The sequence below is a fragment of the Chryseobacterium defluvii genome, assembly GCF_003634775.1.
GTDB classification, from domain to species: domain Bacteria; phylum Bacteroidota; class Bacteroidia; order Flavobacteriales; family Weeksellaceae; genus Chryseobacterium; species Chryseobacterium defluvii.
In genome coordinates this window covers 300,385-315,794 of the sequence record NZ_RBXB01000003.1, presented here as the reverse complement: position 1 = coordinate 315,794, position 15,410 = coordinate 300,385, and the positions used below count along the sequence as shown (strand labels likewise).

Sequence of the window (15,410 nt, the reverse complement as noted above, 5' to 3'; positions counted from 1 at the left end):
ATTGCGTTAAAATGCTATTAATAAAAGATGTGCCGTGTTGATAAAAAAATCACCCTGGTCCAGGGTGATTTTTTACAATATATAAAAACTGAATTATTCTCTGTTTTTCACCAATACCCATCCGCTGTATTGTGTCGGAGTATTGTTTTTATCATTCTCATTCCAAGTGATGGTGTACCAATATGTTCCGGTAAGAATTTTCTTGCCAAAAGCAGTTCCGTCCCATTTGTAACCTCTTGTTTTATCTGCTTCATAAAGCTTGTTTCCGTATCTGTCGAATATAACAAAAACAAGGTTCTTCTTATAGGCTAATGCAGAATAATCGATATAATCATTCACGTTATCACCGTTTGGTGTGATGGCATTAAGAAGGTTTGGAACAGTAATTTGCGTATCTATTGGAAGACAATCGTAAGAATCTTTTACATATATTTTATTTTCACCTCTCGGAAGACCTGTGAAAATATTAGAATCCTGCCAGTTAACTCCATCTAAAGAGTATTTGTAAGGAGCTTTTCCACCGGACACACTTATGGTAATCGTATTATTTGAAATATCGATGCTTGAAATGACAGGCTGCTGGGAAGAATATACTTTTACTTCTTGTAGTGTAAAACATTTTCCAGTCTGAAGTTTTACCCAATACTGTCCAACACCTACTCCGGAAATAGATTGCGTGGTTGCTCCCGTGTTCCATTCGTAACTGTCGAATCCAGGACCGGCATCCAGAGTTGTTCTGTCTTCCATACATATTGTCTGGTCTTTTAACACGGACGATTTTACAGGAGGGAGAACTTTCAGGGTGATTTTAGCAATGGCAAAGCATCCGTTAGCACTGGTTACTCTTACGTAAACGTCGGTTGATGCTGTTATGTAAGCATTGAAGTTGGTGATTTCGTTGGTTAAATTTAAAGCATCTGTAGATGTTTTATAGTATTTTTTGGTCATACCACTCTGTGAATTAACGGCTGCAGTCGTTAGATCAAAAGAAGCGGTCGTAATATTAGTTTCTATATAACAAGACTCTAATAAAGCATTGGTTACTACAACAACAGGATGGAAAGCCAAAGTGATCGCTGCATTATCGGAGCATCCTTCATTAGAAGTCACCTTCACATAGACTACTTTTTCTGCTGAAGTATAGGCTGCAGGATTCGTTATTTCATTGGTTCCTGCATTAAGGTCAGCAAGAGTAGGATAATATTTTTTAGTGGATGGCCCTGAATAAACAGGTGCCGTTGTAAGGTTAAATGTTGCCGTGCCGGCTCCGTTATTGTTGCAGGCATTAATGGTAACGTCAGCAGCTTCAATATTTCCTTGCTTGAATTTGAATTTACCAAGCTGGAAACATCCGTTCGCCGGGTTATTCGGGTTAGCCGGATCCTGATATACAATTCTGTAGTAATATACAGTAGTTCCATTGACAGTAGTTACTGTAAGTGGGCTTGTTCCTGTAATAGCATCATTCTGAAGACTATGATAAGTAACCGAGAAGTTCGGGTTACCATTCAAGATTCCAGGTGTTAATGTGGTAAAGTCAAATTGAGTCGGTAGCTGACATTTTAAGATTTCTCTGGGATCGTTTGGATTGGCAGCCGGATTTCCAGGCGTAATGAAAGGGTTTGGAGCCAAAGCCGGATCGGAGAATGCAGAAGTAAGTGTCGCCGTACCACTCCATGTTAATGAGAATCCATTAGCAGAGTTACTATAGTTGTCAATAATTAAATAATACGTCTGTCCGGCTACTACATCCATATAAGCTCCCCAATATACTGAGCCGGTAGGGGTAAGCTCAAGTCCGGTGTTTCCGGTAGGAGATGATCCTGCAAAGTTACATCGTATAGGAGCTCCCAAATTACTGCACTGTACATTAGGTCCGTAAACAGCAAAATCATAATCGTCGCTGTTTACATTGGAATCGATCGTAAAAGCTAATGTTCCTGAGGTGGCAATTGTAAAAGAATACCAAACGGAAAAATTTTCATCATCATTAAGACATCCTAAGGTATCAAGATCTTCCAGAATGTTTCCCGGTCCGGAAGGCGTATAAGAAATATTGGAGTTTCCACACACAGGTATTGCAGTAGGGCAATCTGATTGGGAATAATATAGTTGAGTGAGTAAAATTGTTAAAAATAATAATAGTTTTCTCATTTTTAAATGATTTTATAATGCAAAAATAACGAAAATAACAAAAGAAATATGGCTGAGAGATTGAGAAAAGAACCGCCTAGGCGGTTCTCTGATTTTTATATTATTCTCTGTTTTTCACCATGATCCAGCTGGAGAATTTGAACGGCGTATTATGCTTATCATTTTCATTCCATGTTACAGAATACCAGTAAGTACCAGTAGTTACTCTTTTGCTGCCGTTGGTTGTTCCGTCCCATTTATAGCCGTTAGATTTATCTGCCTGATAGATTTTACTACCATATCTGTCGTAAATGCTTAATGTCAGGTTTTGTTTATTAGCCAATGCGGAATAATCAATAATATCATTTACACCATCTCCGTTCGGAGTGATTACGTTGATGAGGTTAGGAACAATGATTTCAACATCTATCGGCTCACAATCGTAAGCATCTTTCACATAGACGGTGTTATCACCTCTCGGTACATTGGTAAATACATTGGAATCCTGCCAGTTGACATTATCCATTGAATATTTGTAAGGAGCCATTCCCCCTACTACGTTTACGGTTACCGTATTGGTAGCAATATCGATACTGGAAACTACAGGTTGTTCTGCCGGATACACTTTTACCGTTTGAGTCGTGATACAGTCACCTGTTTTTAACTTTACCCAGTAAGTACCTACGCCTATTCCTGAAACAGTTTGCGTTGTTGCTCCATTGCTCCACAGATAAGATGCGAAACCTGGCCCTGCATCTAATGTTGTTGTATCTTCCATACAGATAATTTTATCTGCCAGTACAGAAGAATATACCGGTGGAAGCACTATAAGAGTCACTTTTGCAATAGCATAACATCCGTTTGCATTGGTTACTTTGATGTATACAACCCCGCTTGGAGCAATATAATTGGAAGGGTTTGAAATTTGGTTGGTTCCATTCACCGCATCCGTTAAAGAAGGATAATAAGTCTTAGTTCCTCCCTGAGAAGTTACCGTAGCAACCGTAAGATTAAATAATGCTGTTGAAGGATTAGTTTCAATGAAACAAGACCTCAAAGTAGCTTCATTTACGATCACTACAGGATGGAATTTCAGGCTGATTTCAGCAATATCTGTACATCCGTATTGTGAAGTTATTTTTACATATACTGTTCCCTCTGCAGATACATAAGAATACGGATTGGTAATCTCATTAGTTCCCGCATTAACGTCATGAATAGTGGGGTAATATTTTTTAGTAACCGTTAAAGTAGGATCAATAACATCTGCTGTTGTCAGGTCATAAGTAGCGGTGCCTGCATTGTTATTATTACATTCGGTTAATGTGTCATTATAGGCTTCAATTGTTCCGTCCTTGAATTTGAAACTACCTGTCTGTTTACACCTGTTGACCGGGTCGTTCGGGTTAGCCGGGTTCGTATAGTTGATGCTATAGTAATAAGTAGATCCTACAGTTACCACAATTGGAGCCGTAATAGGATTATTTCCTGTTAAAGCATCATTTTGACTTGTATGGTATTTCACGGAGAAATTAGGATTACCATTGATAATACCTGCAGATAATGTACTGAAATCAAAAATAGCAGGATTTGAACATACAATTACTTCTGGTGGATCTGCCGGGTTGGCAGCAGGAATTCCTGGTGCAATAAATGGATTAGGAGTGATCGCAGGATCATTAAACGGAGAAGCCAGCGTTGCCGTACCCGACCATATTAAAGAAAATCCATTAGCTGAATTACTATAGTTGTCAATAATTAAATAATAGGTTTCTCCTGCAACTACATTTAAATGCGGACTCCAGTATGCATTAGGAGGTGGAGTCAGGGAAAGACCCGTATTTCCTGTAGGAGAAACTCCTGCGAAATTACATCTGATGGGAGCACCTAAATTGCTACACTGCTTGTTGGGTCCGTATACCCCAAAGTCGTAATCATCATTGTCAACATTGGCATCAATCGTAAACGCTAATGTTCCTGAAGTAGCAACCGTGAAAGTATACCATACAGAAAAGTTTTCGTCATCAATAAGACATCCTCCTAAATCTTCCAGGATATTTCCGGGTCCGGAAGGGGTGTAAGAAATGTTGGCATTCCCACAAACGGCAATTGCCGTAGGACAATCTGATTGAGAAAAGAATATCTGCGACGATAGTAACAGAAAAAATAATAGAATTTTTTTCATAAAAGGGGAAATTTTATAAAGCAAATATAAAAATTATTAATGGTTAATTGAAAAAAATGTAATATATTTAATAGAATTATAAGTAAAATAAATTTAGTATTGCATTTTTCTTAATTTGGGATTTGTGCTCCCAACAATCAAGGCGATAAGAACCGTCATTGTCCCACCAAATACAACAGAACGCACAACGCCCATAAGCTTAGCAGCCAACCCGCTTTCAAATTGCCCCATTTCATTGCTGGACATGATAAATATGGAGTTGACACTCAATACACGCCCACGGATGTGGTCCGGTGTTTTCAACTGGACAATAGTTCCACGGATTACTACGGAGATTCCATCAAGCATTCCGCTGAGAACCAAGAACATAAATGAAAGCCAGTAAAGCTGAGATAAACCGAAACCGATAATACAAAGCCCAAATCCGGCAACCACCACCAATAATATTTTCCCTTGATTTTTTCTCAAAGGAATGATGGATAAAATAGTAATAATGCACATAGAGCCAATGTCCGAAGCGGCATTTAATAACCCGAATCCTTCTGCTCCCACCTTTAGAATATCTGTCGCGTAAACAGGGATCATGGCAACTGCCCCGCCGAACAGGACCGCAAACATATCAAGACATAATGCTCCTAAAATCTCTTTTGTTTTGAGTATATAGTCAACACCTTCTCTCATGCTTTCCATTACATTCACCTGTTCTTTTTTATATTCAGAATGTTGCTTGTTCAGCTGCCAGAAAAACAGGGACGCAATAAATATCAGTAAAATAATAAATACTAAAGTCCATTTCACTCCAAATCCGGCAATAAGGAATCCTCCTATCGCATGACCACAAACGGAAGAGACTAAAAAGGCAGCCTGATTTAATGTTACCGCATTAGGAAGATTTTCTTTCTTTACGATCTTAGGAATCATTGATGGAACAATAGGGCCTATAAATGCTCTTGCAATTCCCGTGAAAAATATAACACCATAGATATAATAGGTGATCTGATGCCCTGTGAAATGCGTTTTACTTCCAAAGAAAGCAGGAATAAGTAAAAGCCCGATTAAAAAGATATATGCATAATTGCAGATCAGTAAGAGCTTCTTCTTTTCATTCATATCAATAACATGACCTGCGTATAAAGCACAACTTACAGCCGGAATTACCTCCGAGAGTCCGATAAGCCCGATTGAAAAGGGATCCTTTGTTAATTGATACACCCACCATCCCAGTAAAGTAGCAAGCATTCTAAAAGCTAATACAATAAAAAATCTTCCCGTAAGAAGATTCCTGAATTCAACATTTTGCAACGTCTTCAGCGGAGTAAATGAAATCATGCACAAAAATAGCCCTAAATATTCATTTAAGGCTAGCGTTATAATGCATTTTTAACTGATAAATCAAATAGATACTGAAAGATAAAATCTATTTAATCCGCTCTTGTCGAACTTAATACAAGAGCAGCAACACCTGCAGCTCCGATTACCGTGGCACCTGCTACTACACGTGCTTTAGATCTGTCCTTTACGGCGGCAACATTAGATTTAGGAATAATCACTTCCGTACTGTCTTTCTTTCCTGCTGTACCGATAATATTGTCACCATCTACATTACGGAATAGCATTTTTTGTTTTTTAGAACCGTCTTTCATAGTAACGATATACGTTCTTCCTGCTTCAAGATTAGAATAATCGTTCTTTGAAATATCCTCGGAATACTTTGTAGTAGCACAAGATGAAATAACAAATAAAGACGTTAATAAAGATGATTTTAAAAGTACAGCTGCTTTCATTATTATTTTTTAGTTTTTCAAATTTATAATTTTTTTTGAATATACGTTTTTGTAATGAAGAAAATGTGTCTAAATTTTATAGATTTTCAATAAATCGGCAATTTTTCTGTCATTGGCAAGTCTTGGGATTTTATTCTGGCCACCTAGTTTGCCCTGTGATTTTGCATACTCCTGGAATGCGTTTTTTTTCAGCTGAGTAATTTGGAGTGGTTGCAAAATGTTTCCTGAAATCAGATCATCATAATATGTATTACGTTTTCTGAGCTGTTCATCGAGTTCATTTCTAAAAGATTCCATATCCTGAGGAGTCTTTTCAAATTCAATAAACCATTCATGGTAAGGAAGCCCTTCTCCGGGATTTACCTGAGGAGCCAGATGAAATTCGGTAATCTGGGCAGGAAACTGTTCCAAAGTAGCTTTTACCGCTTCTTCAACTTCAAAGGCAATCACGTGTTCTCCAAAAGCCGATGTGAAATGTTTTGTTCTTCCGCTCACTAAAATTCTATGTGGTTTTGTATCAATAAATCGTATCACATCTCCTATAGAATAAGCCCATAACCCGGAATTAGTCGTTAAAATTAAAGCGTAGTCTTTATGAAGCTCAATGTCTTTTAACGTTAATCTTCCCGCATTAGGTTTTCCATATTCTTCTAATGGAACAAATTCATAAAAAATTCCATGATTGGTCAAAAGTAAAAGCCCTTCCCGGGTGTAATCATCCTGGAAGGCAAAAAAACCTTCTGAAGCGGGAAATGTCTGAACAATATCAACTTTTCCTCCCAACAGGTCTTCCATTTTATCCCGGTAAGGTTCATAGTTCACTCCTCCCGTAACGATCAGCTGAAGATTAGGAAATATCTGCTTGATCTTTTTTCCGTGTCGTTCAATTAACTTCTCAAAATACATGATTAGCCAAGGTGGTATTCCTGAAATTAGCGTCATGTTTTCTTTTTCCGTTTCCGCTACAATTTTATCAACCTTTGCTTCCCAATCTTCCATAATATTGGTTTCCCAGCTTGGTAAGCGGTTTTTTTGTAAATAGTTAGGAATATGATGAGCGACAATGCCGGAAAGTCTGCCTGTTTTTATTCCATAGACTTCTTCCAGCTCAGGGCTTCCCTGAAGGAAAATCATTTTCCCCTCAACGAAATCCGCATTGTTTTTCCTGGCGATATAATGAAACAGGGCGCTTTGAGCTCCTGCAATCTGATAAGGCATGCCTTCTTTTGAAATAGGAATATATTTTGAGCCTGAAGTTGTTCCCGATGTTTTGGCAAAATATTCCGGAGTTCCCGTCCATAAAATATTGGCTTGCCCTTTTTTCATCCTCTCTATATAAGGTTTCAGATCTTCATAATCGGAAATAGGTACTCTCGCCTGGAAATCTTCAATAGAACGGATGTTTTCAAAATCATGCTCTCTTCCAAAAAGAGTTTTTCCAGCCGTATCTATAAAAGAAAGCAGTAGCTCTTCTTGTTTTTTTTGAGGATTTTGTTTAAATTCTTCAGTGTTCCGGACATGTTTTTTAGCCCAGATCAATGCTATTTTTTTCTTGAGAAAGTTTAACATGGTTCAAATTTATAAATAACTGAAGAAACTGATGAAGTTTTATTTTCCTACCACCAAAAAAACCGATGAATTACTTCACCGGTTCTTCGAAATTTGATTATGAAAATAACAACTATATGATAGATATGTCTACTTGTTTTCTTTGTACCTTTTATCTGGAGTTCCGTCTTTTTTAAGCTTTTTGTTTTCCTTATATCTTTTGTCCGGCGTTCCGTCCTTCTTCAGTTTTGCGGCCGGTTTTGTAGCCTTAGCTTCAGGAGCTTTTACAGTTTTGGTAGCCTGATGGGCCGTAGTCCTGGTCGCAGGGGTAGTTTGCTGAGCAGTTGCAAGGCCTAATCCTAAAATTAGTGACATTGCAGATAAAAATTTTTTCATAAGAGCTTTTTTTGTTGAATAAAGGTATACAAAAAACGGACTGAAAAATCAGAGTTTCTGAAACTTAACTAAAGTTTATTACTGCTTAAAAAAATATTAAAACTTCTCTTAATCTTATAAAAAAACCTGTCTCTATAGAAACAGGTTGTCATATGTATGAAAGGCTGGTTTAACGTGTACAGTTAGCCGTCCAGGTTTTGCCATCCTTGCTATATAAAATTTTCAATTCATCATTATCAATTCTGATGTATGAAGTGGCTGTAGAACCAACCATTACCAAGGTGTTGTCGCCCTGTTTTTCAAATTCAATTCCGTTAAGATCCGGAATACTGTTCGAGAATGCAAAATTATATTTTGTACCACTGGCTATTTTAGTTACAAATACACTTCCGTCATTCGTGCTGATATCTGTACTTCCATCTTTGTAGGATACGCTACCACGATATGTTCCTGCAAAGAAGTCATTGTTCGCCGGATCATCATCGTCGCTACATGATGAGAAGGACGTGACCGCAAAAAATACCAATAGAAAAATACCTAAGATTCTAATTACTTTTTTCATAATATTATTCGTTTAAAGTTGTTATTCACTATTAAAATTTCCAAACATTATGCCATGTAGGAGTAACAGTTTTTTTTTAACTTTTAATTAGAGATTTTAGTAAAATATTATGAAAAACGCTTCTTTGTACAAAGAAGCGTTGATAAAACCGTTTATTGAAGGTTATTTAACGAGTTTTCCTTTTTTCAGCTCATCACCAAATTGTCTTTGGAATATCTGGGCATCATTACGGATTTGTTTTATAAGCTCTCCCTCAGATAAAGGCTGCCTTAAAGAGCCGCCATTATATTTCGTATAATATAATTTTCTTCCGTCTGTATTTACTTCATAAATGGTCGCATTGATATTAGGGACCTCAAAGACTGAAATCGGCACATTCATGGCATTGAACTGTCCTTTAATTTCTGTAAGGTCAGAAGAGCGTACATTATCGGTAATTTCATCCAGTTGCCAGCCTTTTTCATTTTTGGATGTGGAGATTACCGTGATAACTCTTGAATTATCAACCAAAGGAGTCTGGCTTTTTTTGCTCTCTTCAGCTATTGTGGCTAAAGTAACAGAGTCTGAACGGAGTAGTTTTTCAAAATTTACGTCAAAAACAGAAATTGGAGCTTCGGGTTTTGAACGTTCCAGTGCTGCTGCATCAATAGTAAGATTGAATTCCTTATTGTTTTTTAAAATCGAAATAAGGTCAGCTTTTCCTTTATTCACAGCATCATCCGATGTTGTAAAGTTATTTTCTCTGATTTCATTCTGGCCGGAGTTTCCCATATTGCTTTTATCTGTACACGAAATTAGGAAAACTGATAATAATAAAACGGCGAATATATGTTTTAGATTTTTCATTGTTTTGAATTTAAATTATTTTTTTGCTAAATCATACCAGGTATTCCAATGCGTGCTGCTTCCGGCAGGATCTGCATAGGTTTCATATGTAATTAATCTTTCCTGTCCCACACAAGGGCTCCAGGGATCATTCAGTACAACATACCTTGTTCCGCCTACGGTTACATAGCCTTTTACCACTACAACATGTCCTACGACTCCCGGGGTTCCGTATGCGTAGCCCATGGTTTTTTTAGAACAAAAGATTTGTTTCTGTAGTTTTTCCCAGGTTAAAGCAGTAGCACTTTCACTGAATTTTAGCCCTGCAAAATCCAGCTCCAGCCAACCTGGACGGTTACAGTCTGCATTTTTGGGGCAAGGAGTACCTGCGGTTTGGGGAGTACAGCAGTTGTTGACTCCAAATCTGTGGTTGGCTAATGCACATTGAGTGACATTGATCTGAAAATGCTGAGCTAACATTTGAGTGGTTGCAGCCCAACACCAGTTGTTGGTTTCTTGTGGTCTTAACGTATTGGAAACGTTACCTATGATCTCTGGTTTACAACAGCTCATTAAGGTAAGTCCAATGAAAAATAGACCTAAAATTATTCTTTTCATGGGGTTAGTTTTTCTGTTTCCTACTCTTTGGCTTTTCGGATTCCGCCGTATTTCTTTTACAAAAGTACAGCACATGAAATATCTCAACGTAAGGGTTTTACCTGTTTTTGGGATGGGGATTTTCCTGATTTATTATTTGTATCTTTGTAAAAACAAACGGTTTCGGAAATACCCGAAATCGCTTTTGTCGTTGATATCATTACTATTTATGCAGTTAAAGACCATTACCGAAAAATTTCTTCCGGAATTACTTCAGAAAGAATTTGGAAAAGAAATTTTTACTCAGTTGGAAAACAGTCAGCATATTTCTGTAAAAGGAAGTGCCGGTTCTTCTGTTTCAGTTTTCGTTGCCGAACTTTTCTTAACCCGTAAGAAAAATATTCTGTATCTGGTAGATGATAAGGAAGATGCTCTCTACATCAACACGGAAATGGAAGACCTGCTGGGAAAAGAGAAAGTTCTTTATTTTCCTGCTACCCATCTGGAACCTTATCAGGTTGAGAAAACACAAAACGCAAATCTGGTTTTAAGAACGGAAGTTTTAAATAAAATCAATTCGGGGAAATCTCCGAAGGTTATTGTAGCCTATGCCGGAGCTTTATCAGAAAAAGTCTTGAAGAAAGAAGATTTTAAAGCAATTTCCCATCATATAAAGGTCGGCGATCAGCTTGATTTCGATTTCGTAGACGAGTTGCTTCATCATTATAACTTTCAGCAGGCAGATTTCGTATCCGAACCTGGGGAATTTTCGGTAAGAGGGGGAATTGTAGACGTTTTTTCCTATTCATACGAAAAACCCTACCGTATTACTTTTTTTGGGAATGAAATTGAAAGTATCAAGACTTTTGATATTGAAACTCAGCTTTCCGTAGGTAAGGTGAAAGAATTCCAATTGGTTTCCAATATGAACTTTTCGGTAACAGGATCTAAAGTATCCCTGCTACAGCTTTTACCAAAAGATAGTATAGTAGTGTTCAAGAATGCAATGGTAGGTCTTCAGAAGATTAAAGGATTTTATGAAAAATCCCTGGAGAAATTTGAAGGACTGAATAAGGATATTGCCCACAGATCACCGCAGGAGCTATTTATTTCTGACCAGGAATTTTTATTTGATTACAAAAAATATACAACAATTGATTTTAGTAGTGTTGCCATTGAAGGTTTTTCAACCGCTGAAATTAAAATTGAACAGACGGCACAACCTGCTTTCCATAAAAATTTTGAGCTGCTGATTGAAGACCTGGAAGAAAAACAACACGAGGGGTTTGAAACATGGATCTCCTTTTCAACGGAAAAGCAAAAAGAGAGACTGGAATCTATTTTTGAAGAGCTGGAACATGAGGTTCTGTTTAAGAGTTTTAAATCTGAGCTTCATGAAGGGTTTGTAGATAATAACCATAAGATCTTAGTGTATACGGATCACCAGATTTTTGACCGTTATCAAAGATATAAGACTAAAAATACTTTTGCAAAATCTGAACAGCTTACCCTGAAAGACCTGATGTCCCTGAAAGTAGGGGATTATATTGCCCATATAGACCATGGAATCGGAAAATTCATGGGATTGGTTAAGGTGAATAATGACGGGAAAATCCAGGAATGTTTTAAACTGACTTATAAAAATGGGGACTTATTATATGTAAGTATTCACTCACTTCATAAAATTTCAAAATATAATGGCCCGGATGGGAAAGAGATTGTTCTTAGCAAACTGGGGTCTCCGGCCTGGAAGTCTTTAAAGCAAAAAACAAAAACAAAGGTAAAACAGATTGCTTTTGATCTCATCAAGCTCTATGCGCAAAGAAAAACGGCACAAGGTTTTGCATATTCTCCGGATTCTTATCTGCAAAATGAGCTGGAAGCCAGCTTTATCTATGAAGATACTCCGGATCAGGAAAAAGCAACTATTGATGTGAAAAAAGATATGGAGGCTGTTACGGTAATGGATAGGTTGGTTTGCGGAGATGTAGGATTCGGTAAAACCGAAGTGGCTATCCGTGCTGCATTCAAAGCGGCGACTGATGGCAAGCAGGTAGCTGTTTTGGTTCCTACAACCATTCTGGCTTTCCAGCATTATAGAAGCTTTAAAGAAAGACTGAAGGATTTTCCGGTCAATGTTTCATACTTAAACAGATTCAGAACGGCTAAGCAAAAATCGGAAACCCTTGAAGCCCTCAAAAATGGGCAACTGGATATTATCATAGGAACGCATCAGTTGGTGGGGAGTGGCGTTAAGTTTAAAGATTTGGGATTGCTCATCATAGATGAAGAGCATAAGTTCGGAGTTTCGGTAAAAGATAAATTGAAAACACTGAAAAGTAATGTGGATACGCTTACTTTAACGGCTACACCTATTCCAAGGACCTTACAGTTTTCGCTCATGGCAGCAAGAGATTTATCCGTTATTAAAACACCGCCTCCAAACAGACAGCCTGTAGATACTCAGATTGTCGGATTCAATGAAGAAATCATCCGGGATGCGGTTTCTTATGAACTGCAAAGAGACGGGCAGGTTTATTTTATCAATAACAGGATTGAAAATCTGAAAGATATTGCCGGGCTTATTCAAAGACTGGTCCCTGATGCCAAGGTAATTACAGGTCACGGACAAATGGATGGAAAGCAACTGGAGAAAAATGTCCTGGATTTTATGGAAGGGAAATATGATGTTCTTGTTTCTACCACAATTGTTGAAAGTGGAGTGGATGTTCCCAACGCCAATACTATATTCATTAATGATGCGCAGCGTTTCGGAATGGCAGATCTTCACCAGATGAGAGGAAGGGTGGGACGAAGTAACAGAAAAGCTTTTTGTTATCTCATCACTCCACCGTTTGATATGATGACTTCCGATGCGAGAAAAAGACTGGAGGCAATTGAGCAGTTTTCGGATCTGGGAAGCGGTTTCCAGATCGCGATGAAAGATTTGGAGATCCGTGGAGCCGGAGATCTATTAGGTGCGGAGCAGAGCGGCTTCATTAATGAAATGGGCTTTGAAACCTATCAAAAATTAATGCAGGAAGCATTGGAAGAATTAAAAGATGATGAAAGCTTCGGAAACTTGTTTGAAAATGAAGAAGAAAGACAAAAATTATTCAAATCCGTAAAAGAAGTGAATATCGATACAGATCTGGAACTCATGCTGCCGGATTCTTACATTTCCAATACGGAAGAAAGATTGCTTCTGTACCAGAAAATTGCAGAAATTGATAATGAAAAGGATTTACAGAAGTTTGAGCTGGAATTGATAGACCGTTTCGGAGAACTGCCAAAAGAAGCTATTAACTTATTAAAAAGTGTTTCGTTAAAATGGCTGGCTGCGGAAATAGGATTTGAAAAAATTGTAATGAAAAATGGAGTTTTTCTGGGATATTTTCCGGGTAACCCACAAGATAAGTTTTACCAGACTGAAAAATTCAAGCATATCATCAATTATCTGACTCAAAATCCTGCCGAAGCCCAGCTGAAGGAGAAAATTGGTAAAGAAGGCAATCAGCTGATGATGAGAAAAGAGAAGGTGAAAAATGTAGATGAGGTGAATATTTTACTGCGGTCTATTCTTGCTTCTCACTAAACAGCTTGTTTAATTTTAGAATAAGTCTACTTTTTTTATAAATGAATTATATGACATAATTCATTTATTTCTATTGAATTAATCATCGTAAATAAGGTTTTTGATTGAAAAAATATTTATCTTTGCAGCCTTATATGAAAAACACGATGCACTTTTGCGTGATTGGGCTATTCTCTGCCTATGCTCACGCTCAGGTGGGTATTGGCACAAATGCTCCAAATGCAACCCTTGATGTCAATGGAAAGACCACCTTAAGAAAAGAACTTAGAGTAGGAGGGACTTCGTCCCAGACTGGGAATGCCGGCCTTAACGGACAGGTTTTGGTTTCTCAGGGAGAGGGTCTTCCTCCTGTATGGAAATCCCTGAATGTTTCTTTCATGGAGGAAGGACAATACAAACTGATTAATTCTTATCTGTCATCTGATCAGACAGGTATTGCAACACTTTCAAGCGGAACTGCCGGCGATAATGTTTATAAAAACAATGTCGGCGACAATATTTCAGATACCAGCAAAGGAACATGGAATAAGATTACCGGACTTGAAAACAATTTTGTGATCAAAAATGGTAAAAACCGTCTTACCTACCAGTTTCAGACCGGTGTGGAAATGAAGGCTCCTTCCGCAACAACCTCTCAAAACATCAGCTTTACCTGCGGGGTTTTCAGGAATGGGAAGCTTGTAGCAGTACGTCCCGATAAGATTTCTTCCAATAATAATTCTGAAAAGGCAGGAATCCAGGATTACATTTTTACTCTTAATTATACAGAGCAAAATGTTCCTGTAGGAAATCAGAAAGTTGAGGTGGCGTGCAGAAAAATTGATACTTCCAATGCCAACACTGAGTTCACTATTGGGCGTAATGTTTCCAATGCAAATACGATTTCCAATGCATTTACTTTAGAGTCTATGATCAAAATAGATGTCGTGGAATATGTAACCTATAAAAACTAACTGAATTAAGAATGAAAAAAATGTTTCTTACTCTGCTGGTTACAGCAGGGCTTCCTTTCTATGCCCAGATGGGAATAAATACACAGCAACCTAAAGCCGGATTAGATGTCAATGGAGATTATAACCTAAGAGGTAAATTAGTCGTATTGAATGCTACCGAGAATAGTCTATCAGAAGGAACTCATGACCAGGTTCTGGTTTCTCAGGGAGAAGGATATCCTCCAATCTGGAAAACATTAAGGATTCCTGAATATGAGCCTAATAAATTTTACCTTATATACAACAATTCTTTCTCTGACAGGGCCGGGGTTACATTCAATAGTTCCGACGAATCTACCATTGTGTCAAGATCAGCGACCTTTACAAAAAACAACGACTTTAGTGGTTTTTCAGGATTCAAAAAAATATCAGGGTTATCGCAAACCATTCATGTGTACAGTACGGAGAGTAAAACCTATTTTCAGTTTGAAACCGTAGTTCAGGCCAATTTTCCGGCAAACGGAAGCACGGATACATCAATAGATTATGCCTGCGGAATTTTTGTGGACGATAAGCTGGTGAATCTGAGACAAAGAAATTTGAAGGCGAGTAGTGCGTCCAATACATTCATTACCCATAATCAGATCGGAATGGCGCAGAATTTATCCAAAGGGCAGCATACCGTAAGTGTAGCGTGCTCAAGGTTAAAATCCTATAATACGACCAGTGGGATTACATTGGCTATAGGAATCAATGCCGCTACAAACATTAATGATTTTATCTCACAGTCTTCTCTTAAAGTGGATGTTTACGAAGTTCCCCAAGTATTTAACCCAATTATTAATTAAAAACG

General features: G+C 37.8%; 12 protein-coding genes. 3 read left to right on the top strand and 9 right to left on the bottom strand.

The features are described 5' to 3' along the window. Positions 1-93 precede the first annotated feature (93 nt). The 9 genes from BCF58_RS13375 to BCF58_RS13335 all read right to left on the bottom strand — a co-directional run bounded on the left by BCF58_RS13375 (position 94) and on the right by BCF58_RS13335 (position 10,051). Positions 94-2,154, bottom strand: a complete 2,061-nt coding sequence (locus BCF58_RS13375) for a T9SS type B sorting domain-containing protein (protein ID WP_121462315.1) — start codon at positions 2,152-2,154, stop codon at positions 94-96. A gap of 100 nt (positions 2,155-2,254) precedes the next feature. Beyond that, positions 2,255-4,318 carry a T9SS type B sorting domain-containing protein gene (locus BCF58_RS13370; protein WP_121462314.1) on the bottom strand — a complete coding sequence of 688 codons (2,064 nt, stop codon included), beginning with the start codon at positions 4,316-4,318 and terminating at the stop codon, positions 2,255-2,257. A 93-nt stretch (positions 4,319-4,411) separates the two neighbouring features. Then, entirely contained in the window at positions 4,412-5,647 is a 1,236-nt protein-coding gene (locus tag BCF58_RS13365) for an MFS transporter (protein ID WP_121462313.1), read from the bottom strand. A 92-nt stretch (positions 5,648-5,739) separates the two neighbouring features. Next, complete coding sequence (locus BCF58_RS13360; protein WP_121462312.1) at positions 5,740-6,102, bottom strand: hypothetical protein; 363 nt, start codon at positions 6,100-6,102, stop codon at positions 5,740-5,742. 69 nt (positions 6,103-6,171) lie between these two features. Then, the gene (locus tag BCF58_RS13355) at positions 6,172-7,671 is read right to left on the bottom strand and encodes a GH3 auxin-responsive promoter family protein (RefSeq protein WP_121462311.1); all 1,500 of its coding nucleotides are present in this window, start codon (positions 7,669-7,671) and stop codon (positions 6,172-6,174) included. A 129-nt stretch (positions 7,672-7,800) separates the two neighbouring features. Then, positions 7,801-8,046 carry a hypothetical protein gene (locus BCF58_RS13350; protein ID WP_121462310.1) on the bottom strand — a complete coding sequence of 82 codons (246 nt, stop codon included), beginning with the start codon at positions 8,044-8,046 and terminating at the stop codon, positions 7,801-7,803. A gap of 169 nt (positions 8,047-8,215) precedes the next feature. After that, positions 8,216-8,608 (bottom strand): hypothetical protein, encoded by a 393-nt coding sequence (locus tag BCF58_RS13345; protein ID WP_121462309.1) that lies wholly within the window; start codon positions 8,606-8,608, stop codon positions 8,216-8,218. Between the two features lie 162 nt (positions 8,609-8,770). Further along, a complete protein-coding gene (locus BCF58_RS13340) occupies positions 8,771-9,454 on the bottom strand; it encodes a hypothetical protein (protein WP_147462061.1) in 684 nt (227 codons plus the stop codon). A gap of 15 nt (positions 9,455-9,469) precedes the next feature. After that, positions 9,470-10,051, bottom strand: a complete 582-nt coding sequence (locus tag BCF58_RS13335) for a papain-like cysteine protease family protein (protein ID WP_170149028.1) — start codon at positions 10,049-10,051, stop codon at positions 9,470-9,472. Between the two features lie 208 nt (positions 10,052-10,259). Between BCF58_RS13335 and mfd the strand changes: the two genes are divergently transcribed. From mfd to BCF58_RS13320, 3 genes are all read left to right on the top strand, one after another. Then, on the top strand, positions 10,260-13,625 hold the full coding sequence (mfd, locus tag BCF58_RS13330; protein ID WP_121462306.1) for a transcription-repair coupling factor: 3,366 nt from the start codon (positions 10,260-10,262) through the stop codon (positions 13,623-13,625). A gap of 104 nt (positions 13,626-13,729) precedes the next feature. Beyond that, positions 13,730-14,578: a hypothetical protein gene (locus BCF58_RS13325; RefSeq protein WP_228434806.1), complete on the top strand. Its 849-nt coding sequence runs from the start codon at positions 13,730-13,732 to the stop codon at positions 14,576-14,578. An 11-nt stretch (positions 14,579-14,589) separates the two neighbouring features. Next, the gene (locus BCF58_RS13320; protein ID WP_121462304.1) at positions 14,590-15,405 is read left to right on the top strand and encodes a hypothetical protein; all 816 of its coding nucleotides are present in this window, start codon (positions 14,590-14,592) and stop codon (positions 15,403-15,405) included. The last annotated feature ends 5 nt before the right edge of the window (positions 15,406-15,410 follow it).